19 protein-coding genes are annotated in these 19934 nt (G+C 67.9%); 11 read left to right on the forward strand and 8 right to left on the reverse strand.

Features of this window, described 5'->3' with window-relative positions; translation table 11 throughout:
* Window positions 1-18: 18 nt before the first annotated feature.
* Both rsmI and BLT25_RS24115 read left to right on the forward strand, forming a co-directional pair.
* Window positions 19-861, forward strand: a complete 843-nt coding sequence (gene rsmI, locus BLT25_RS24110) for a 16S rRNA (cytidine(1402)-2'-O)-methyltransferase (protein WP_091051539.1) — start codon at window positions 19-21, stop codon at window positions 859-861.
* A gap of 50 nt (window positions 862-911) precedes the next feature.
* Window positions 912-1733 carry a TatD family hydrolase gene (locus tag BLT25_RS24115; RefSeq protein WP_256328761.1) on the forward strand — a complete coding sequence of 274 codons (822 nt, stop codon included), beginning with the start codon at window positions 912-914 and terminating at the stop codon, window positions 1731-1733.
* A 71-nt stretch (window positions 1734-1804) separates the two neighbouring features.
* Here the strand turns inward: BLT25_RS24115 and BLT25_RS24120 are convergent, their stop codons facing one another.
* Window positions 1805-4135, reverse strand: coding sequence for an immune inhibitor A domain-containing protein (locus BLT25_RS24120; RefSeq protein ID WP_091051541.1), 2331 nt, complete (start codon window positions 4133-4135; stop codon window positions 1805-1807).
* A gap of 480 nt (window positions 4136-4615) precedes the next feature.
* On the opposite strand from BLT25_RS24120, the gene BLT25_RS24125 reads away from it, so the two are divergent.
* The 3 genes from BLT25_RS24125 to BLT25_RS24135 all read left to right on the forward strand — a co-directional run bounded on the left by BLT25_RS24125 (window position 4616) and on the right by BLT25_RS24135 (window position 7686).
* Window positions 4616-5776: a resuscitation-promoting factor gene (locus BLT25_RS24125; RefSeq protein WP_091051924.1), complete on the forward strand. Its 1161-nt coding sequence runs from the start codon at window positions 4616-4618 to the stop codon at window positions 5774-5776.
* A 141-nt stretch (window positions 5777-5917) separates the two neighbouring features.
* Window positions 5918-6787, forward strand: a complete 870-nt coding sequence (rsmA, locus tag BLT25_RS24130; RefSeq protein WP_091051543.1) for a 16S rRNA (adenine(1518)-N(6)/adenine(1519)-N(6))-dimethyltransferase RsmA — start codon at window positions 5918-5920, stop codon at window positions 6785-6787.
* Window positions 6784-7686 carry a 4-(cytidine 5'-diphospho)-2-C-methyl-D-erythritol kinase gene (locus tag BLT25_RS24135; RefSeq protein WP_091051546.1) on the forward strand — a complete coding sequence of 301 codons (903 nt, stop codon included), beginning with the start codon at window positions 6784-6786 and terminating at the stop codon, window positions 7684-7686. The genes rsmA and BLT25_RS24135 overlap by 4 nt, the downstream gene beginning before the upstream one ends.
* A 147-nt stretch (window positions 7687-7833) precedes the next feature.
* On the opposite strand, the gene BLT25_RS24140 is transcribed toward BLT25_RS24135, so the two are convergent.
* Together BLT25_RS24140 and BLT25_RS24145 are read right to left on the reverse strand one after the other, a co-directional pair.
* The gene (locus BLT25_RS24140; RefSeq protein ID WP_091051548.1) at window positions 7834-8646 is read right to left on the reverse strand and encodes an IclR family transcriptional regulator; all 813 of its coding nucleotides are present in this window, start codon (window positions 8644-8646) and stop codon (window positions 7834-7836) included.
* 219 nt (window positions 8647-8865) lie between these two features.
* Window positions 8866-10128 carry a TetR/AcrR family transcriptional regulator gene (locus BLT25_RS24145; protein ID WP_091051550.1) on the reverse strand — a complete coding sequence of 421 codons (1263 nt, stop codon included), beginning with the start codon at window positions 10126-10128 and terminating at the stop codon, window positions 8866-8868.
* 107 nt (window positions 10129-10235) lie between these two features.
* Between BLT25_RS24145 and BLT25_RS24150 the strand changes: the two genes are divergently transcribed.
* The gene (locus tag BLT25_RS24150; protein WP_091051552.1) at window positions 10236-12029 is read left to right on the forward strand and encodes an ABC-F family ATP-binding cassette domain-containing protein; all 1794 of its coding nucleotides are present in this window, start codon (window positions 10236-10238) and stop codon (window positions 12027-12029) included.
* Window positions 12030-12146: 117 nt separating this feature from the next.
* On the opposite strand, the gene BLT25_RS24155 is transcribed toward BLT25_RS24150, so the two are convergent.
* Window positions 12147-12635, reverse strand: a complete 489-nt coding sequence (locus BLT25_RS24155) for a MarR family winged helix-turn-helix transcriptional regulator (RefSeq protein WP_091051555.1) — start codon at window positions 12633-12635, stop codon at window positions 12147-12149.
* A 108-nt stretch (window positions 12636-12743) separates the two neighbouring features.
* Here BLT25_RS24155 and BLT25_RS24160 point away from each other — a divergent pair, with 108 nt between their 5' ends.
* The 4 genes from BLT25_RS24160 (at window position 12744) to BLT25_RS24175 (ending at window position 14851) form a co-directional block, all read left to right on the forward strand.
* On the forward strand, window positions 12744-13541 hold the full coding sequence (locus BLT25_RS24160) for a methyltransferase domain-containing protein (RefSeq protein WP_091051558.1): 798 nt from the start codon (window positions 12744-12746) through the stop codon (window positions 13539-13541).
* Window positions 13538-13918, forward strand: coding sequence for a VOC family protein (locus BLT25_RS24165; RefSeq protein ID WP_091051561.1), 381 nt, complete (start codon window positions 13538-13540; stop codon window positions 13916-13918). The genes BLT25_RS24160 and BLT25_RS24165 overlap by 4 nt, the downstream gene beginning before the upstream one ends.
* Window positions 13919-14067: 149 nt before the next feature.
* Window positions 14068-14334, forward strand: coding sequence for a metal-sensitive transcriptional regulator (locus BLT25_RS24170; protein ID WP_008362591.1), 267 nt, complete (start codon window positions 14068-14070; stop codon window positions 14332-14334).
* A gap of 49 nt (window positions 14335-14383) precedes the next feature.
* Complete coding sequence (locus BLT25_RS24175; RefSeq protein WP_091051563.1) at window positions 14384-14851, forward strand: hotdog fold domain-containing protein; 468 nt, start codon at window positions 14384-14386, stop codon at window positions 14849-14851.
* 64 nt (window positions 14852-14915) lie between these two features.
* Here the strand turns inward: BLT25_RS24175 and BLT25_RS24180 are convergent, their stop codons facing one another.
* The 4 genes from BLT25_RS24180 to BLT25_RS24195 form a co-directional block, all read right to left on the reverse strand.
* Window positions 14916-15830, reverse strand: coding sequence for an amino acid ABC transporter permease (locus BLT25_RS24180; protein WP_091051566.1), 915 nt, complete (start codon window positions 15828-15830; stop codon window positions 14916-14918).
* Window positions 15830-16519, reverse strand: coding sequence for an amino acid ABC transporter permease (locus tag BLT25_RS24185; RefSeq protein WP_091051568.1), 690 nt, complete (start codon window positions 16517-16519; stop codon window positions 15830-15832). The genes BLT25_RS24180 and BLT25_RS24185 overlap by 1 nt, the downstream gene beginning before the upstream one ends.
* A 109-nt stretch (window positions 16520-16628) precedes the next feature.
* Complete coding sequence (locus BLT25_RS24190; protein WP_091051571.1) at window positions 16629-17447, reverse strand: glutamate ABC transporter substrate-binding protein; 819 nt, start codon at window positions 17445-17447, stop codon at window positions 16629-16631.
* A gap of 76 nt (window positions 17448-17523) precedes the next feature.
* Window positions 17524-18300 (reverse strand): amino acid ABC transporter ATP-binding protein, encoded by a 777-nt coding sequence (locus tag BLT25_RS24195; protein ID WP_091051573.1) that lies wholly within the window; start codon window positions 18298-18300, stop codon window positions 17524-17526.
* A 123-nt stretch (window positions 18301-18423) separates the two neighbouring features.
* Here BLT25_RS24195 and miaB point away from each other — a divergent pair, with 123 nt between their 5' ends.
* Window positions 18424-19926, forward strand: coding sequence for a tRNA (N6-isopentenyl adenosine(37)-C2)-methylthiotransferase MiaB (gene miaB / locus BLT25_RS24200; RefSeq protein ID WP_091051575.1), 1503 nt, complete (start codon window positions 18424-18426; stop codon window positions 19924-19926).
* Window positions 19927-19934: the final 8 nt, after the last annotated feature.

Genomic DNA, 19934 nt, shown 5'->3' on the forward strand with positions numbered 1-19934 from the left:
GCCTGCGACAATATCGGGGTGGTAGATCCAGAGGACGGCGTGCTCATCTTGGCGGCAACCCCGATCGGGCGTGTGGAGGATGCCCCACCCCGTTTGGCTTCGGAGCTGGCCGTCGCGGATGTCATCGCAGCTGAGGACACCCGTCGCCTGCGTCGGCTGACGACCGATCTCGGCGTCGAGATCAAAGGCCGCATCGTCTCCTACTTCGAGGGCAACGAGAGTTCACGTACGCCGACGCTGCTCGCCGATCTCCTCGACGGCAACCGGGTGCTGCTGGTCACCGATGCCGGCATGCCGTCGGTCTCCGACCCCGGCTACCGCCTCGTCGCCGCTGCGGTCGAGAAGGACGTACGCGTCACCGCGGTGCCCGGCCCCTCCGCCGTCCTGACTGCCCTGGCCGTCAGCGGCCTCCCCGTCGACCGGTTCTGCTTCGAGGGCTTCCTGCCCCGCAAGGCCGGCGAACGCTCACGGCGGCTGGCGAGCCTGGCCAACGAGGAGCGCACCATGGTCTTCTTCGAGGCCCCCCACCGCACCGAGGCCGCCCTCGCCGCCATGCGCGACGCCTTCGGCGACGGCCGCGCCGCCGCCGTCTGCCGCGAGCTGACGAAGACCCACGAGGAAGTACGTCGCGGTGGCCTCGCCGAGCTCGTCGACTGGGCCGCCGAGGGAGTACGCGGCGAGGTCACCATCGTCGTCACCGGCGCCGACCCCTCCGCCGAGATCGGCAGCGACCCCGACAGCCTGCGAGCGGCGGTGGCCGACCTACAGGCGGACGGCCTGACGAAGAAAGAAGCCATTGCGGAAGCGGCCAAGCGAGCAGGCGTCCCCAAGCGCGACGTCTACAACCTGATCCACGCCTAGCCGACTCGGCGGGTTCCGAGGAGCCGGCACGTGATCCGTACGATGCTCGTGTGAGCTTTCCACCGATCCCCGAGCCACTGCCCGCCCCGGTCGTCGACAACCACACCCACCTCGACATCGTCCGCGGCGAGGAGAGCCTCCCGGTCGAGGAGGCGCTGGCGCAGGCGGCGGCAGTGGGGGTGACCAGGGTGGTGCAGATCGGCTGCGACCTGCCGGGTGCACGCTGGGCGGTCGAGGCCGCCCAGACGTACGACAACATGGTCGCCGGGGTGGCGCTCCATCCCAACGACGCTCCTCGCCAGCCAGACCTCGAGGCCGCTCTCGATGAGATCGAGAAGCTCGCCGGGGCGCACGACAAGGTGCGCGTGGTGGGGGAGACCGGGATGGACTTCTTCCGCACCGACGAGGAGGGCCGCGAGACCCAGGCCTACTCGTTCCGGCGCCACATCGACATCGCGAAGCGCCTCGACAAGACCCTGATGATCCACGACCGCGACGCCCACGACGCGGTGCTCGAGGTGATCGACAGCGTCGGCCCGCCGGAGCGCTGGGTGATGCACTGCTTCTCCGGTGACCCCGAGTTCGCCCGCCAGTGCCTCGACCGGGGCGCGTACCTCTCCTTCGCCGGCACCGTGACGTTCAAGAACGCGCAATACCTGCGCGACGCCCTCGCGATCACTCCCCAGGACCGCATCCTGGTCGAGACCGACGCCCCGTTCCTGACGCCCCACCCGCACCGCGGCGCGATCAACTCCAGCTACATGATCCCGGCGACGATGCGGGTGATGGCTGACGTACGCGGCGACGACCTCGAGGCGCTCTGCAACGCCGTCAACACCAACACCGAGACCGCCTTCGGCGGCACTTGGTAAAACGCGAGCCCCGCTGGTCGACACCGCTCGCTAGCGCTCGCGGGCTCGACCAGCGGGGCTGATCGATCAGGTCAGGAGACGCTGATCCTCATGATGCCCTTGCGCTCGTCCGAGGAGAGCACCTGGATCTTCACGCCGCTGCCGGCGGTCTTGGTGGAGTGCGCCGGGTTGGACGCGTCCCAGTAGGCCGTCTCGGAGCTGTCGTAGAACGTCGGCACGCTCTTGTGCCGCGGCACGTTCAGGACGTTGTCGGCGCCACCGGCGACCTCGGCCTCGAGGTGCAGGGCGTCGGCACGGTCGACGTCGAAGGTCGAGTCGTAGCCCTGCATCCGGTTCCTGGCGAGGGTGCCGTTGGACCACAGGCTCGGCTTCGCGGTGGAGTCGACGACCAGGGCCTGGCCACCACCGGGGTGCTCGGAGGTGTTGTTGTCGCCGTAGGCGCCGTTCTGGTACCAGACCAGCAGGCCGTCCTGGTAGGCGTAGTGGTCGACCTTGTCCGGCGCGGTGACCCCGTAGCTGAAGTTGTACGGGCCCTCGGCCAGCGTCTTGTCGTAGCCCTTGTACTGCCGGTTCTCGGCGATGTAGAAGCGCGGGTACGTCGTGGTGTAGGTGCCGTCGGTGATGCCCAGGTACTCCTTGACGGTCCAGTCCGCGAAGGACGAGAAGTCCGTCGTGTAGGCCGAGCCGACCGAGAGGTCGTCGATGGCGAAGCCGTAGTAGGCGACGCCGCCGTCGTTCGCGGTGCGGAAGCGGAGCTTCACGCTCTGACCGGCGTACGCCGAGAGGTCCGCGGTCAGGTCGACGTACTCCTCCGGGTTGTGATCGGCGCAGTTGCCGTCACAGGTGCTGTCCGAGGTGCCGTGGATGCCGTTGTTGTACTCGGCCGAGGACAGGTTCGTCGCCAGCGGGGTCGACCAGGTGGTGCCGCCGTCGGTGGAGGCCTCCAGGAAGGTGAAGTCGTACTCCGCCTCCAGGTCGTACTTCACCTTGGCCGAGAGCGTGCCACCGTCGGGCACCGTGATCGACGGGCTGACCGCGGTGGCCGTGCGGTCGTCGCCCTTGCCGGAGTAGAGGAAGGACTTGCCGGACGTGCCGGAGCCGACGTCGTGGGTCGTCTCCCCGTCGGGGAGGTTGACCACGAGTGCCTGCGGGGTCTTCGACCCGGTGTCGTGGAAGCTCGGACCCAGGGTCAGCTTCTTGGACGTACCGGCCTCGACGGTGTCGTAGTTGAGCCAGCCGAGGAAGAGCTTCTCCGGGGCGCCCATGTGGTTCGGGGTGGTGCCGATGGTGCCGTCACCGTGGCCGAGCCAGGAACCCGAGCTCATCAGGGTCCAGAAGCCGGTGCCGTTCTCGCCGCCCGCGGTGTCGTAGAAGTCGGGCAGACCGAGGTCGTGGCCGAACTCGTGCGCGAAGACGCCCAGACCGCCGTTCTCGGGCTCGGTGGTGTAGTCGCGGATCCAGATGTCGGTGTTACCGATCTTGACGCCGCCGGCCTTCGGGAAGTTCGCCGGGCCGTCGGAGCCGGACGCGTTCGCGGCCCAGCGGTGCGACCAGATGGTCCACGGGTCGGCGCCGGCCTCCTCGCCCGCACCGGAGTGGATCGCCTGGAAGTGGTCGATGTAGCCGTCGGCCTCGTTGAAGTTGCCGTCGCCATCGAGGTCGTAGCGGTCCCAGATGTCGTAGTCCTGGAGGTACGCGGTGATCTCGGCGTCGGTCTTGCCCGCCGCCTTCTGCGCGTCGTACCAGGCGTTGGCGCTGTCCTGGACGTAGTTCTTCATCGCGGTGGCGGTCTCGTCGCCGGTCGCGCTCTGGTAGTAGGACTCGGCGTGCGGAAGGGTCACCCAGTCGCTGACGTCACCCTGGAGGTCGAAGCGGCCGCTCGACATCTCCTTGTAGACGTTGTGGAACGACTCCTCGCCCTTGTTCTGGTTGAAGAACATGTCCATGTAGTGCTCGCGGGAGAAGTCCTCCTCCCAGTAGGTGGAGTTGTCGTCCTCGGCGGGCGGGGCGATCTCGTTGTGGAGCGGGCCCGAGGTGTTCTCGGGGAAGGCCGGGTTGCCGCCCTCGCCGAACTCGACCAGGAAGCTCAGCAGCTGGGACTTCTCGGTGGGCTCGTGCTCCACCCAGCGGGTGTTCTTGCCCGAGCCCATCTTGACGACCTGGCTGCCGTTCTTGGTGACCGTCTGCTTCTCGCCCGTGGCAACCGCGGTGGCGGCGTTGGTCTTGAGCTCGCGGCGCTTGGTGTTGAGCGCGTCGGGCTTGTCGTCGACCTTCTGCTTGACGGCCGCCGCAGCAGGGGTTCCCTCGGTCTCGACGGCGCTCGCCGACGAGTGAGAGAGGACCACTGGCGTCACGCCTGCGACCGCGAGTGCGGCCAGCGCGCTGGTAACGCGTCTGTTCATCGTTCCTCCGGAGTCTGGTGACATCGCGCACATCTGCCTTCCCCGAGAACTGACCGGCACGACGGGCCATCACGACAGAGATGGCTTCGGAGTACAACACCAAGCAACGCAGTTACCTGTAAAGGATTTGTCGCCTATTGGCCAGCGGGCACGATATTTCGTGGCGGGATTACGACATGCGCCGTGATCAACCCGCTTGACCAGCGATTTCGACGTGTTGAATCGCACACCTGTCATTCGCTACGACAGGTATTGACAGCGCTCCCTGGCCATCATTTGATGCCGAGATTGCATGCTTGTAATTGCCTGCTGATCGGTTAGGGGACTTGCATTTAACCGACCGTATTTGTTCCGCTGTCCGGCGAGATAGCCGGGATCGGGACAGATCCGGACGGTGTTGGGGGTGGGCCTCAGCGCGTAGATCACCAGATCTCGCAACACCGTTCGCCCGTGCCCGGGGACACCGAACATCGGAGCATCGTGCCCCCCAGCAGCACCAACTCGTGGTTCCGCAACATCGCTTCAACCCGACGCCGTAAGGCCGTTCTGGTCGGCGGACTCGCCGCCGCAGTGGTCGCCGCAGGCGGCGCAGCGTACGGGGTCAAGACCGCCCAGACCGATGTCGTCGTCTCGGTCGACGGCAAGGCCAAGGACGTCAGCGTCAACGCCGACACGGTCGGTGAGGTCCTCGAGGCCGAGGGCATCGAGATCGGCGACCGCGACGCGGTCGCCCCATCGCTCGACACCGAGATCGAGGACGGCAGCGCGATCAGCGTCCGCTACGCCCGTCAGCTGAGCCTCGAGGTCGACGGCAAGTCCCAGGACCACTGGGTCACCGCGACCACCGTCGGCGGCGCGCTCGCCGAGCTCGGCCGTGAGTACGACCGGGCCGAGCTCTCGACCAGCCGTGGCGCCTACATCGGCCGCGACGGGATGTCGCTCGACGTCATCACGCCGAAGGCCGTCAAGGTCGCGCTGGCGGGGAAGAAGACCAAGAAGGTCAGCGTGACCGCGCTGACCGTGGGCGACGCGCTCGAGGACCTCGGTGTCGAGCTCGAGCCTCGGGACCAGGTCTCCCCGGCCTCCGACAAGGCTCTGAAGACCGGTCAGAAGATCGTCTTCACCGACTTCTCCGCCAAGAACCGGAAGGTCGCCCGCGAGGCGGTCGAGGCTCCGGTCAAGGAGATCGAGGACTCCTCGATGGCCAAGGGTGAGACCGAGGTCGTCGAGGAAGGCTCCGACGGAGTCCGTTCGGTGACCTATCGCATCTTCTACAAGAACGGCGAGGCCGTCTCCCGGAAGGTCCTCGACCAGAACGTCATCGAGAAGGCCGAGACCCGCGTTGTCAAGGTCGGCACCAAGGAGGAGGCCCCCGCGGCCAACTTCGCCGGCGGCAGCACCGTCTGGGACCAGCTCGCCCAGTGCGAGTCCGGCGGCAACTGGGCGATCAACACCGGTAACGGCTACTACGGTGGTCTGCAGTTCAACCTGCAGACCTGGCAGGCCTACGGTGGCTCGGGGCTCCCGAGCGAGAACAGCCGCGAGACGCAGATCGCGGTCGCGACCAAGCTCCGTGACGCCAACGGTGGCGGCTACGGCTCCTGGCCGCACTGCTCGCAGCAGCTCGGCCTGCCGCAGTAACCGCGACCCGGCGCATCTGTCCCGGAATCCGGGCTCGAGTCGGCGCGTCTGTCCCAGCAACGTGGGACAGACGCGCCGACTCGGCGTTGTGGGGCGGGACAGATGCGCCGACTCGGCGGTGTGGGGCCTACGCTGTGTGACATGACCGACCGCACTCCGACTCGCATGTTGGGGCCCGCGGAGGTCCGGGCGCTCGCAGCCGAACTCGACCTGCGCCCCACCAAGCAGCGTGGGCAGAACTTCGTGATCGACGCCAACACCGTGCGCCGGATCGTGCGCGAGTCCGGAGTCGGTGCCGACGACGTCGTCGTCGAGGTCGGCCCCGGCCTCGGGTCGCTCACCCTCGCCATCCTCGAGACCGGCGCGAAGGTGACCGCGATCGAGATCGACGAGGTCCTGGCACAGCGGCTGCCGAGAACCATCCAGGAGTACGCCCCCGACCAGGCCGACGCGTTCAGCCTGCTCCGCGCGGACGCCCTCCGGGTCGACTCCGTCCCCGGACCGCCGCCCACGGCCCTGGTCGCCAACCTGCCCTACAACGTCTCCGTGCCGGTCCTGCTGCACCTGATGTCCCTGCTGCCCTCGCTGCGCCACGGGCTGGTGATGGTGCAGGCCGAGGTCGCCGACCGACTCGCCGCGACACCGGGCTCCAAGGTCTACGGCGTCCCGTCGGTCAAGGCCGCTTGGTACGCCGAGGTGCGCCGCGCCGGCGCGATCGGCCGCAACGTCTTCTGGCCGGCGCCGAACGTCGACTCCGGACTCGTCTACTGGCGTCACCGCGAGCCGCCGTCGACGACGGTCTCGCGCGAAGAGGTCTTCGCGGTCATCGACGCCGCCTTCGCGCAACGTCGCAAGGCGCTGCGCGGCGTACTCAAGCCTCTGGCCGGCTCTGCCGACGCCGCCGAGAAGGCGCTGGTGGCGGCCGGGATCGACCCGCTGGCGCGCGGTGAGGCGCTGACCATCGCGGACTTCGTACGCATCACCGAATCGCTCCAGAAGGTCCCCTCATGACGATCACCGTGCGCGCGGCCGCGAAGTTCAACCTGCACCTCGGCGTCGGGCCGGTCCGCGCGGACGGGTTCCACCCGCTGGCGACCGTCTACCAGGCGATCGGGCTCTACGACGACGTCACCGTGAGCGAGGCCGACCGGTGGCAGGTCACCCTCACCGCGGAGGACCACATCGCGCTGGCGGAGGTCCCGACCGGTGACGACAACATCGTCGTGCGCGCAGGCAAAGCGCTCGCCGCTCACCACGGCATCGACAAAGCCGCGAAGGTCGCGATCCACAAGGGCATCCCGGTCGCCGGCGGACTCGCCGGTGGTTCGGCCGACGCCGCCGCGACGCTCGTCGCCCTGGACCGGCTGTGGTCGCTGGAGACGCCCGACGAGGATCTGCTGAGCCTGGCGGGGCAGCTGGGCTCCGACGTACCCTTCGCGCTCATCGGGGCCACCGCCATCGGCGGCGGCCGTGGCGAGATCGTCGAGCCGGTCACCGACAACGGCGCCTGGTGGTGGGTAGCGGTCGGCAACGAGCAGGGACTGTCGACGCCGTCGGTCTACCGCGCCTTCGACGAGCACGCCGGGACCGGGGTCGGCGACCCGCAGGTGCCCGAGAGCCTGCTCATGGCGCTGGAGAAGGGTGATGCGGAGCTGCTCGCCGAGGCGCTCACCAACGACCTGCAGGCGCCGGCCCTGGCGCTACGCCCCGACCTCGCCCAGACCTTCGCAGACGGCGCCGAGGCAGGCGCCCTGGCCGTGCAGCTCTCCGGCTCGGGTCCGACGGTCCTGATGCTCTGCCGCGACGCCGCCCACGCCCGTGAGGTCGCCGGATCGATGCAGGCCAAGGCGTACGACCGCGTCTGGACCGCTCCGGGCCCGGTCGCCGGTGCCCACCTGGTCACCTACTGACCCACCCCGCCGAGACGTCACCCCGGTCGGTCGAGACGTCAGCCCCGTCGGCCGAGACGTCAGGTACGTCGGTCGAGACGTCAGCGCATGACTTCTCGACCGACGAAACCGACGCCTCGGCCGACGTACGTGACGCCTCGGCCAGGGTCAGGCGGCGCTGGAGACGACCTCGTCGGAGATCGCCGCGGCGGCACGGCGCAGGTGGCGGGTGATGCTGGCGGCGTTGAAGCCGGCGGCACCGCCGGAGACGGAGACTGCGGCGATCGCACGGCCCTCGATCATGATCGGGACCGCGGCGCAGACGATGCCGAGCTGGGCCTCCTCGCGGTCGAAGGCGATGCGCTCGCTGTTGGCGCGGCGGAGCTCGGCGAGGAACTTCGCCGGGTCGCCGTGCGAGTGGCGGGTGCGCCGCACCAGACCGGACTCGAGCACGGCCGCGATGTGGTTGCGGTCGCTGAACGAGAGGATCGCCTTGCCGAGCGCGGAGCAGGCGGCGGGAGCTCGCCCGCCGACGTACGTGTCCGGCTGGATGCCACCGCGTCCGGTGATCTTCTCCAGGATGACGATGTCGGTGCCTTCGAGGATGGCGAGGTGCACGGTCTTGCCGGTCGCCACGTAGAGCTCGGCCAGATGCGGCATCGCGGTCTCGCGGATGCCCTGCGGGCGGCAGATCTGGACCGCGTTGCCGAGCTCGAAGAGCCGCCGGCCGAGTACGTAGTGGCGGCCGATGCGCTCGACGTACCCGCTCTGCTCGAGGTGACGCAGGAGGCGGAAGGCGGTCGACTTGGGAAGGCCCGCGGTGCGAGCGATCTCGCTGACACCGAGCTTGGGGCCGGCTCCGAGAAATGCCTCCAGGATCTGGAGGGCCTTCGTCGCAGACGGGGTCGCCGAAGAGGTCGTCCTCGGGGCACCTTCATGGTCGTGCTGACTAGCCAGGGTGGGGATAGCAGTGACGCTCATGGGGGGGATCTCCTTAATGAGACGGAGGCACCACGAAGGGGGGATCTGGGGCCTCCAACTCTCTGTGACAGCAGTCACTGTAACGATCGTTCCGGAGGTTGTGGAGCAAATGTTGGATAAATCTCATTCCTGACCTGCGGAAATAGATGACACGACATACAGTTCGATGCGTTTCCGTCCGTTAGCGCCGTAAACCTTCTGTGGACCTACGGTAGTAGGTCAGTGGCTGATCTGTGTATGAAACGGCGTCGCCGTCACCAGTCGCGCCAGCAGGTCCGAGGTCGTGGCCGGTGGCATGTCGGCGCTGTCGAGCGCCTCGGCAAAGAGAAGTCCGTCTGCGATCACGAGCAGCAGCGCCGCCATCTCGTCGGCGTGCGCGGGCCCGTCGTCGCCGAGTGCTCCGCGGAACCATCCGGCGAAGTCGTCTCGTGACTGGCGGCGTACGGCAAGGAAGCGGTCGCGGCCGGGAAGCGGCTCGGGCCGCGTCGGGAGCACCAGCATCAGGCCGATCCGCAGGAACGGGGGCAGCCGGTGCAGGCTGGCCACCAGCGGCCTCAGCAACAGGGGGAGATCAGTGGGGCAGTCGCCGTCCGCGCTCGGCGGCTGCCACGAGGACTGGGCGCTGCTCCAGGCGCGGTAGGAGTCGTCCACCGCGGCCGAGAACAGGTCGTCCTTGTTCGCGAAGTGCCAGTAGACCGAGGAGGCCGGCAGCTCCGCCGCCGCGCAGATCCGGCTGATCGAGGCGCCCTCGTAGCCGCTCTCCGCGGCGACCTCCAGTGCCGCCGCGACGAGCTTCTCGCGGCTGCTGCTCCTGCCCTCGTACGTCACCGGGGGCAGGTCCACGGGCTCCGGGACGGCCGCCGGGTCCTGCTTCCGGAGGTGGTCCGCGACCTCGGCCAGCCCGTCGGCGAGCCGTCGCCGGAGCGGCTCGAGGTCGGCCTGCTCGTCGGTCTGGGCGTGGATGAAGAGACCGTCGTGCGCCGCGAGCGTCAGCCGCGCGAGGGTCTCGATGTGCGGGGCCGGAAGGTTGACCGCCTCGGACCACCACCGCTCGAACTCGGCCATCGTCTGGGTGCGGATCTGGAGGAAGCGCTCGCGCGGACCATCGCCGACCGTTGGTCCGGACTCGAGGGCGAGCATCAGGCCCATCCGCCACCAGTCGGCCTTGGCGCCGTGGGTGTCCGACGTCGTACGCCGTAGGTTGGCCAGCAGGCCCTTGCGCAGGTCGTTGTCGATCGGTGCCGGCTCCCACCGCGGGGCGACGTGGTGCCAGCGGGTGTAGCCGTGCTCGAGTGCCTCGGCGAGAAGCTGGTCCTTGTTGGAGAAGTGCCAGTAGAGGGAGGACGGCGGGAGGCCGGTCGCGCGGCGGACCTGCGCCATCGTCGTGCCGACATAGCCGCGCTCGGCGGCCAGCCGCAGCGCTGCTTCGAGGATCATCTGACGCGAGCCATGGGTGTGCTCGCGGAGCGTCTTCTCGGCCATTGCACCGAGTCTAAGCAGGTCAGCGGGTCTTCGTCCGCCCGGTGTGCCGCTGGATGGCCGCCGCGATGCGGGCTGCCTCACCGCCCTCGGGGACAATGGGAGGCGATATGGCGAACCTCCTCAACCTCGAGCACGTCTCCAAGGCGTACGGCATCCGGCCCCTCCTCGACGACGTCTCCCTCGGCATCAACGCCGGCGACCGGGTCGGCATCGTCGGCCGCAACGGCGACGGGAAGACGACGCTCCTGCAGGTGATGACCGGTCTCGAGGAACCTGACTCCGGCCGCGTCTCGCGCCAGCGTGGCCTGCTCGTCGGGTTCCTGCACCAGGGAGACCAGCTCGTCGACTCCCACAGCGTCCGCGAGGCGGTGCTCGGCGGGCGGTCCGACCACGAGTGGGCCGGCGTCCCGGCGCTGCGGGAGATCGTGGAGCAGCTCCTGGCCGGGATCGACCTGGACCGGGCGGTGATGGGGCTGTCCGGCGGTGAGCGTCGGCGCTGTGCCCTGGCCGAGCTGCTGCTCGGGGAGCACGACCTGATCGTCCTCGACGAGCCGACCAACCACCTCGACGTCGAAGCCGTGGCCTGGCTCGCTGCACACCTGGCCGCGCGCTCGTCCGCCCTCGTCGTGGTCACCCACGACCGCTGGTTCCTCGACGCGGTGTGCCAGTTCACCTGGGAGGTCCACGACGGTCAGGTCGACGCCTACGAGGGTGGCTACGCCGCCTTCGTGCTCGCCAAGGCCGAACGGTCCCGCCAGGCCGCCGCCACCGAGGTACGCCGCCAGAACCTGGTCCGCAGGGAGCTTGCCTGGCTGCGCCGCGGCGCCCCGGCGCGTACGTCCAAGCCGAAGTTCCGCATCGACGCCGCCAACCAGCTCATCGAGGACGTACCTCCGCCGCGCGACCGCTTCGAGCTGCAGAAGTTCGCCGCCCAACGGCTCGGCAAGGATGTCATCGACGTCGAGGACGTCGACCTCTTCCGCGGCGAGCGGCAGCTGCTGTCGCACGCCACCTGGCGCATCGGTCCGGGGGACCGGATCGGCATCGTCGGCGTCAACGGCGCCGGCAAGACCTCGGTGCTGTCGCTGCTGGACGGCTCCCTCCCGCCTGCGGTGGGGAAGGTACGCCACGGCCGCACCATCGCCCTCCAGCACCTGACCCAGCAGCTCGACGACCTCGATCCGGAGGCACGGGTCCTCCCGACCGTCGAGTCGATCAAGCGCGTCACCAAGACGACCGACGGCCAGGAGCTCTCGGCGACCTCGATGCTGGAGCGCTTCGGTTTCACCGGCGACAAGCTGGTCACCCGCATCGGCGACCTCTCCGGCGGCGAGCGCCGCCGCTTCCAGCTGCTGCGCCTGCTGCTGACCGAGCCCAACGTACTGCTGCTCGACGAGCCGACCAACGACCTCGACATCGAGACCCTCAACGTCCTCGAGGACTTCCTCGACGCCTGGCCCGGCACGCTGATCGTCGTCTCCCACGACCGCTACTTCCTCGAACGGGTCACCGACTCCGTCTGGGCCCTTCTCGGTGATGGCCAGATCTCGATGCTCCCGCGCGGTGTCGACGAGTATCTCGAGCGCCGCCTCCCCATCCCCGCCGAGACGTCGGCCCCGCAGGCCGAGGCGTCGCCCGCGTCGGCCGAGACGGCAGCGCCCGGCCCGTCGAAGGCCAAGCCCGGCTCTGCCGACGAGCGGGCGGCGAAGAAGATCATCGCCAGGATCGACAAGCAGCTCGAGCGGATCGGCGAGCAGCAGCAGAAGCTCGAGCTCGCGATGGCCGAGGCGGTCAACGACTACACCCGCCTCGCCGAGCTCAGTGCAGAGCTGGATCAGCTCGCCGCGGAGAAGGATGACCTCGAGCTGGAGTGGCTCGAGGCCGCTGAAGTGCTGGAGTAGGGACCAGCGCGCCGAGTCGGCGCAAACTGACGAGATCAACCGCCGAGTCGGCGCGTCATAACGCGCCGACTCGGCGGGGATTTCGGTCAGGATGAGCCGACTCGGCGCGGTTCTTGGTCAGGACGAGAAGGGGACCAGCAGGCGGCGCAGCAGATCGGTGAGGTGGCTCTGCTGGTCGTCGGAGAGACTGTCGAGGAACTCCCGTTCGGCCGCGAGCAGAGCCTCGAAGGCGCTGTCGACGGTCGCCTTGCCGTCGGGGGTGAGCCGAACGAGGACACCCCGTCGGTCCGCCGGATCCGGCAGCCGCTCGACCAGTCCGCGGGAGGCGAGCCGGTCGACGCGGTTGGTCATGGTGCCGCTGGTCACCAGGGTCTCGCGCAGCAGTCTGCCGGGGGAGAGCTCGTAGGGGTCGCCCGCTCGGCGCAGGGCGGCGAGCACGTCGAACTCCCACGACTCGATCCCGGAGCCCGAGAACGCGTCGCGTCGAGCGAGGTCGAGGTGACGCGAGAGGCGGGAGAGACGCGAGAAGATCTCGACGGGCCCCAGGTCCAGGTCGGGCCGCTCGTGTGCCCAGGCCTCGCTCAGGTCGTCGACTTCGTCGCGCATGGCGAGAGCCTAGCCCAAACTCGCCTCATCGAGAATCTTGACATCGAGACAAGTCGGCGAGACGATCTGGATATCTTGACATCAAGAGAAATCGAGAGGACGTACGCCATGACCGCATGGGATCCCGAGCGCTATCTGACCTACTCCGACGAGCGGGGCCGCCCCTTCGTCGATCTTCTTCGCCGGATCGACGCGGATCGTCCGAAGACGGTGGTCGACCTCGGCTGCGGTCCCGGCAACCTGACCGCCCTCGCGGCCGGCCGCTGGCCGGAGGCCAGGGTCGTCGGACTCGACTCCAGCGCGCCGATGATCGACAAGGCACGCGCGACCATCGACGGCGTGGACTTCGCGGTGGCGGACCTTCGCGACTGGGCAGACTCGGTGGTGCCGGGATCGGTCGACGTACTCCTCTCCAATGCCACCCTCCAGTGGGTTCCCGGCCATCTGGACCTGCTCCCGTTGCTCGCCGGCGCGGTCGGGAAGGGCGGCTGGTTCGCGTTCCAGGTCCCGGGCAACTTCGACGAGCCCAGCCACAGGCTCCGCGAGGAGCTCGCCGCCGAGGAGCCCTACGCCGAGCACGCCCGTCACCTCGAGGCGCCCGGGTCGCACGACCCGGCCGACTACTACGACGTGCTGGTGCGGGAGGGCTTCGAGGTCGATGTCTGGGAGACGACGTACCTCCACGTGCTGACCGGGGCGGACCCGGTCTTCACCTGGATCTCTGGAACGAGCCTCCGCCCCACTGCTGCCGCTCTGGAGAAGGCCGGTCTCTTCGAGCCCTTCGCCGAGGAGCTCAAGAACCGTCTGGCACAGGCCTATCCCGTACGAAACGATTCGGTAGGAAACAGTTTCGTCCTGCTCCCGTTCCGCCGAGTCTTCGTGGTCGCCCGCAGACTGGAGGCATGATGCGCATCCATCACGTGCAGGTCGGCATGCCTGCCGGCCGCGAGGACGAGGCCCTGACCTTCTATGCCGACGGCCTCGGGCTGTCCGAGGTGCCGAAGCCGGCCGAGCTGGCCAAGCGCGGTGGCGCCTGGTTCCGCTCGCCGGGCGGCGCCGAGATCCACCTCGGTGTCGAGGACCCGCACCGACCGCAGGCCAAGGCCCATCCTGCCCTGGCGGTCGAGACCGAGGCGGACCTCGAGGCCACGGGCGCGAGGTTGGCGAGCCTGGGCTTCGATGTCGACTGGAGCCAGCGCCACAACGCCGACGGATTCCAGCGCTTCCATGTCCGCGATCCGTTCGGCAACCGCGTCGAGATCGTCTGGCAGACGGGCAACTAGCACGAAGTTCGGTCTCGTGTGGGCGAAAACTGGAATCAACCAAAAAGAACCGTAACGCCCACTGGTCTGGACCGTTGTCCCCCGGGGGATACAACAACGAGCCAGGAATGATGCCAGAAACGATGGAAGGCAAGACTTTGACTGACGACGTGACCGTCCCCCAGCCTCGGGACGCGGAGACGACGAGCGTGGTCAATCGAGTCCGCCGGGCTCAGGGCCAGCTCGGCGGCGTGCTCCGCATGATCGAAGACGGCCGCGAGCTCGCCGATGTGGTCGGCCAGCTCAAGGCAGTGACCCGCGCCCTCGACAAGGCGGCCTTCGCGCTGCTCTCCAACGAGCTGCGCCGCGCGCACGCCGACGGAGATCGCCCGGAGCAGATCGAGGAGCTCGAGAAGGTCTTCCTCTCCCTCTCCTGATCTCGGGCCAGGAGAGGGGAGGAGGTTACCCTCGGGTAACCTGACCGCCATGAGCCAGCTCTACGACCTCTGGAAGTCCTTCAACCGTGTCCCCGTTGTAGGCAAGAGAGCATTCTCGGTCGCGTTCGCGAAGAAGGCGCCCTACTTCGGGTCCATCCACCCGCTGGTCAACCAGCTGCGACCCAACTACGCCGAGGTCATCGTCCCGAACCGCAAGGGCAACCACAACCACATCGGCACCGTTCACGCCATCGCGCTGTGCAACGGTCTCGAGATGGCGATGGGTGCCCTTGCGGAGGTCACCATCCCGCGCGACAAGCGCTGGATCCCCAAGGGGATGACCGTCTCCTACACGGCCAAGGCCTCCACCGACATCACGTGCATCGCGGAGACCGACCAGGAGCAGTGGGACGCCGCCGACGGAGACCTCGCGGTGCGCGTCAAGGGCATCCGCGAGGACGGCACCGTGGCCATCGAGGGCACGATCAACCTCTGGGTGACCCCGAAGAAGAAGTAAGAGCAGGTACGCAACGGCCCGCTGCCCCGAGGAGGGGCAGCGGGCCGTTGGTCTGTCCGGATGCTCAGGCGCCGGGCCCGGCGCCACCGGCGTTGGCAGCGTTCGCCTTCTGAACGAGCTCGGCCTCGGCGGCGACCGGGTCGATCGCGCCGGCGTGACCGACCGGTGCCGCAGTGCGTGCCACACGCCGGGTGCGTGCTTCGGCGTAGTTCGCCGCGAGGCCGAGAATCGTGTTGAGGATGATGTAGATCGCTGCGACCACGATCGCTGCCGGGATCAGGTTCTTGAAGTTGCCGTCCAGCTTGACGATCTGGTTGAGCAGCTCGCTGTAGGCGAGGATGTAGCCCAACGCGGTGTCCTTGAGGAGCACCACCAGCTGGGCGATGATCGCCGGAAGCATCGAGCGCACCGCCTGGGGCAGCAGGATCGAACGCATCACCTGCCCGTCCGAGAGTCCGACCGCGACACCTGCCTCCGTCTGGCCCTTGGGTAGCGCCCCGACGCCGGCTCGGATGATCTCGGCGAGGACGGAGCCGTTGTAGAGCATCAGGCCGAGGACGACCGCCCAGAAGACGTCGGTGTCGAATCCGAGCGGCGCCTGCATGAAGTAGATGAACATCATCAGCAGGAGCATCGGGATGGAGCGGAAGAACTCGATGACCACTGCCGAAGGGAGGCTGACGAGCTTGCTCTGGGAGAGCCGGCCGACGGCGAACACGAACCCGAAGGCGAGCGCGAGGACCGAGCCGACCGCGAAGGCTTTCAGCGTGCCGATGATGCCGGGGATGAGGAAGTTCTCCCAGGCGGGTGCCTCGAGGAACGGTGTCCACTTCTCGGCATCCCACTGGCCGGTCTCGTCGAACTTTGCCCAGACGAACCAGGCGATGACCAGGAGCAGCACCACCGTGATGGCGGAGTAGACCCGGTTGAGTGCCTTGGCGCGCGGGCCGGGTGCGTCATAGAGGACGGAGGCGGCCATTATCGGATCACCGCGAATCGCTTGGAGGCCCAGTTGGCGACGAAGCCGATGGGCAGGGTCAGGATCATGAAGCCGATCGCGAAGATGATGAAGATCAGCAGGATCTGGTCGGACTCGTTCTCCATCATGGTCTTCATCTGGCCCGATGCCTCGTTGACGCCCGTCGCGGTGACGACACCGATGGTGACGGCGACGGTGGTGTTCTTGGTCATCGCGATCAGCACGCTGGCCAGTGGGTTGATCACCGATCGCAGCGCCTGCGGTAGAACCACGTGCCTGAGGTTCTGGGTGAAGGTGAGTCCGATCGCGCGGGCCGCCTCCGCCTGTCCGAGCGGCACTGTGTTGATGCCCGCACGGAGCACCTCGCACACGAACGTCGAGGTATAGATCCCCAGCGCCAGGACCGCCAGACGGAAGTTGTTCTCGTAGAGGTCGTCAGGTGCGGGGTTGAAGCCCAGCTGATAAGCCAGCCCGAAGAGCGCGAAGAACATCACCAGCGTCAGCGGCGTGTTGCGGAACGTGTAGACGACGGCCGCACCGACGAACCGCAGCACCGGCACCGGGGACACCCGGAACACGGCGAGCACGGTGCCGAGGATGAGCGCGAAGATGCCGCTGTAGACGGCAAGCCTCAGAGTCAGCCCGAACGAGGTCAGGATGGCTGACCCGTACTCGGAGAAGAGGTCCATGGGTCCTTCCAGGATGGTTCAGAATGCGTCTGCTTCGGTCACGCCGAGCCGGCGCAATGCGGTCCTCGCTTCGCAGCGGGCCGATTGCGCCGGCTCGGCATGACGTTGCTCAGTAGCGGTCGACGGCCGGCGGCTCCGGCAGCGTGTAACCGGACTCACCGAGGTTGTCGTTGAACGCCTCTTCCCAGGCGCCGTCCTCGAAGGACTGCTCGATCAGGTCGTTGATCTTGTCGCGGTCCTCGCTGCCCTTGGGCAGGCCGACGCCGTAGTTCTCCTCAGAGAAGGGAGCGCCGACGATCTTGAACTTGCCCGGCGACTGCTGGGCGTAGCCCGCCAGGATGATGTCGTCGGTGGTCATCGCGTCGAGCTGGCCGCCCTCGATCGCGGTGACGCACTTGCTGTAGGTGTCGAACTCCTGCAGCTGGACGCCCTTGGAGTACTCGTCCTTGACCTTCTGGGCCGAGGTCGAGCCGGTCACCGAGCAGAGCTTCTTGCCGTCGAGCGACTCGGGGCCGGTGATGTCGGTGTTGTCGGCGGCGACCAGAAGGTCCTGGCCGGCGATGTAGTACGGGCCGGCGAAGTCGACCTCGGCCTTGCGCTCGTCGGTGATCGAGTACGTCGCCAGGATCATGTCGACGGTGCCGTCCTTGAGGAACGTCTCGCGGTTGGCGGAGACGGCCTCGACCCACTCGATCTGGTCGTCGTCGTAGCCGAGGCCCTCGGCGATGTACTCCGCCATGTCGACGTCGAAGCCGGAGTAGTCACCGTCGGCCTCCTTGAACCCGAGGCCCGGCTGGTCGAACTTGATGCCGATCTTGATCTTGTCGCCGCCGGCGTCGGAGCCGGTGTCGTCGTTGCCACCACAGGCAGCGAGCGAGCCGGCGAGCGCGAGGACTCCCGCGACCGCGGCGATCTTCTGGAACTTCATCGAATCCACCTTCTGGAATGAGTGTTGAGTGTCATGCAGGGGTCTGCGAGCCAACGGCTCACCCGAGACGTACGTTTCAGTGTTTGAGGATCTTGCCGAGGAAGTCCTTGGCGCGCTCGGACTGCGGGTTGTCGAAGAACTCGGCCGGGGTGTTGGACTCGACGATCTGGCCGTCGGCCATGAAGACGACACGGTCGGCGGCGACGCGAGCGAACCCCATCTCGTGGGTGACCACGATCATCGTCATGCCTTCCTTGGCGAGGCTGACCATGACGTCGAGCACCTCCTTGACCATCTCCGGGTCGAGCGCGGAGGTGGGTTCGTCGAAGAGCATCACCTGCGGCTTCATCGCCAGCGCCCGGGCGATCGCGACGCGCTGCTGCTGACCGCCGGAGAGCTGGGCCGGGTACTTCGCGGCCTGGGCGCCCACGCCGACGCGGTCGAGCAGCTTCTTGGCCTCGGCCTCAGCCTCGGACTTCTTCAGCTTGCGCACCTTCATCGGGCCCAGCGTGACGTTCTGCAGGATCGTCTTGTGGGCGAAGAGGTTGAAGCTCTGGAAGACCATCCCGACCTCGGCCCGCAGCTTGGCCAGGCCCTTGCCCTCGGCGGGCAGCTCCTTGCCGTCGAGCGTGATCGTCCCCGAGTCGATCGTCTCCAGCCGGTTGATCGTGCGGCAGAGGGTCGACTTCCCCGAACCCGAGGGCCCGATCACCACGACGACCTCGCCACGCTTGATCTCCATGTTGATGTCCTGGAGCACGTGCAGGTCGCCGTAGTGCTTGTCGACGTGGTCAAGAACCACCAGGGCGTCGCCCGAGGGTGCGCTGGCGGGTTCGGTGTCAAGCACGGTCATGCCGCAGACCTAACCACATCCTGCATTGCACATCCATGAATTGGTCCCCGGTATCGGTTACAAGCGGATAACTGGTCGGGATTTCCTGCCGTTGCACCTGATCGCCGTACTCTTGAGGACGCTATGACCGTGTCCACCGCCTCGAGCTCCGCATCGGCCCGTACGTACGAAGTCCGCACCTACGGCTGCCAGATGAACGTCCACGACTCCGAGCGCCTCTCGGGTCTGCTCGAGGATGCCGGCTACCTGAAGGCGACCGAGGGCACCCAGGCCGACGTGGTCGTGTTCAACACGTGCGCGGTCCGGGAGAACGCCGACAACAAGCTCTACGGCAACCTCTCCCACCTGGCCCCGATCAAGGAGGCCAACCCGGACCTCCAGATCGCCGTCGGTGGCTGCCTCGCGCAGAAGGACCGGGCGACGATCACGAAGAAGGCGCCGTACGTCGACGTGGTGTTCGGGACGCACAACATCGGCTCGCTCCCGGTGCTTCTCGAGCGGGCGCGGGTGCAGGAGGAGGCCCAGGTCGAGATCCTGGAGTCCCTCGAGGTCTTTCCGTCGACGCTGCCGACCAAGCGTGAGTCGGCCTACGCCGCCTGGGTGTCGGTCTCCGTCGGCTGCAACAACACCTGCACCTTCTGCATCGTCCCGAGCCTGAGGGGCAAGGAGAAGGACCGGCGGCCGGGCGAGATCCTCGCCGAGATCGAGGCGCTGGTCGCCGAGGGCGTCACCGAGGTCACCCTGCTGGGCCAGAACGTCAACGCCTACGGCGTGGAGTTCGGCGACCGGCAGGCCTTCTCCAAGCTGCTGCGCGCCTGCGGCGAGATCGAGGGCCTGGAGCGGGTCCGGTTCACCAGCCCGCACCCGGCCGAGTTCACCGACGACGTCATCGAGGCGATGGCCGAGACGCCCAACGTGATGCCGTCGCTGCACATGCCGCTGCAGTCCGGTTCCGACCGGGTGCTGAAGGCGATGCGCCGCTCCTACCGGTCGACCAAGTTCCTCGGCATCATCGAGCGCGTCCGGGCGGCGATCCCGCACGCGGCGATCACGACCGACATCATCGTCGGCTTCCCGGGGGAGACCGAGGAGGACTTCCAGGGCACCCTGGACGTGGTCCGCGAGTCGCGCTTCTCCTCCGCCTTCACGTTCCAGTACTCCAAGCGTCCCGGCACCCCAGCCGCCGATCTCCCCGACCAGATCTCTCCAGAGGTGGTCAAGGACCGCTACGGCCGCCTCGTCGACCTCGTCAACGAGATCGCCTACGAGGAGAACAAGAAGAACGTCGGACGTACGCTCGAGCTGATGGTCGCCGAGGGGGAGGGCCGCAAGGACTCCGAGACCCACCGGCTCTCCGGTCGCGCTCCCGACAACCGCCTCGTCCACTTCAATGCGGCCGGCGCCGAGGACGTACGTCCTGGCGACATGGTCAAGGTCGAGATCACCTACGCGGCCCCGCACCACCTGGTCGCCGACAACCCTGTGCTCGAGGTACGCCGCACCCGTTCCGGCGACGCCTGGGAGGCGCGTCAGGGCCGTCCCGAGCCCGAGGCCGCTTCGGTCGGGCTCGGCATGCCGTCGGTCGGCGTACCCGCTCCGCTACCGGTCGCCCCGGCCTGCGGCTGATCCTGCGG

It is taken from the genome of Nocardioides sp. YR527 (assembly GCF_900101045.1).
In the GTDB taxonomy this organism is placed as follows: Bacteria; Actinomycetota; Actinomycetes; order Propionibacteriales; family Nocardioidaceae; genus Nocardioides.

Bases quoted from the DNA above. Each gene is read 5' to 3' on its own strand.
- BLT25_RS24120 (WP_091051541.1), bottom strand. From the start codon at position 4,135: ATGAACAGACGCGTTACCAGCGCGCTGGCCGCACTCGCGGTCGCAGGC.
- rsmA (WP_091051543.1), top strand. From the start codon at position 5,918: ATGACCGACCGCACTCCGACTCGCATGTTGGGGCCCGCGGAGGTCCGG.
- BLT25_RS24135 (WP_091051546.1), top strand. From the start codon at position 6,784: ATGACGATCACCGTGCGCGCGGCCGCGAAGTTCAACCTGCACCTCGGC.
- BLT25_RS24140 (WP_091051548.1), bottom strand. From the start codon at position 8,646: ATGAGCGTCACTGCTATCCCCACCCTGGCTAGTCAGCACGACCATGAA.
- BLT25_RS24145 (WP_091051550.1), bottom strand. From the start codon at position 10,128: ATGGCCGAGAAGACGCTCCGCGAGCACACCCATGGCTCGCGTCAGATG.
- BLT25_RS24150 (WP_091051552.1), top strand. From the start codon at position 10,236: ATGGCGAACCTCCTCAACCTCGAGCACGTCTCCAAGGCGTACGGCATC.
- BLT25_RS24155 (WP_091051555.1), bottom strand. From the start codon at position 12,635: ATGCGCGACGAAGTCGACGACCTGAGCGAGGCCTGGGCACACGAGCGG.
- BLT25_RS24160 (WP_091051558.1), top strand. From the start codon at position 12,744: ATGACCGCATGGGATCCCGAGCGCTATCTGACCTACTCCGACGAGCGG.
- BLT25_RS24165 (WP_091051561.1), top strand. From the start codon at position 13,538: ATGATGCGCATCCATCACGTGCAGGTCGGCATGCCTGCCGGCCGCGAG.
- BLT25_RS24175 (WP_091051563.1), top strand. From the start codon at position 14,384: ATGAGCCAGCTCTACGACCTCTGGAAGTCCTTCAACCGTGTCCCCGTT.
- BLT25_RS24180 (WP_091051566.1), bottom strand. From the start codon at position 15,830: ATGGCCGCCTCCGTCCTCTATGACGCACCCGGCCCGCGCGCCAAGGCA.
- BLT25_RS24185 (WP_091051568.1), bottom strand. From the start codon at position 16,519: ATGGACCTCTTCTCCGAGTACGGGTCAGCCATCCTGACCTCGTTCGGG.
- BLT25_RS24190 (WP_091051571.1), bottom strand. From the start codon at position 17,447: ATGAAGTTCCAGAAGATCGCCGCGGTCGCGGGAGTCCTCGCGCTCGCC.
- BLT25_RS24195 (WP_091051573.1), bottom strand. From the start codon at position 18,300: ATGACCGTGCTTGACACCGAACCCGCCAGCGCACCCTCGGGCGACGCC.
- miaB (WP_091051575.1), top strand. From the start codon at position 18,424: ATGACCGTGTCCACCGCCTCGAGCTCCGCATCGGCCCGTACGTACGAA.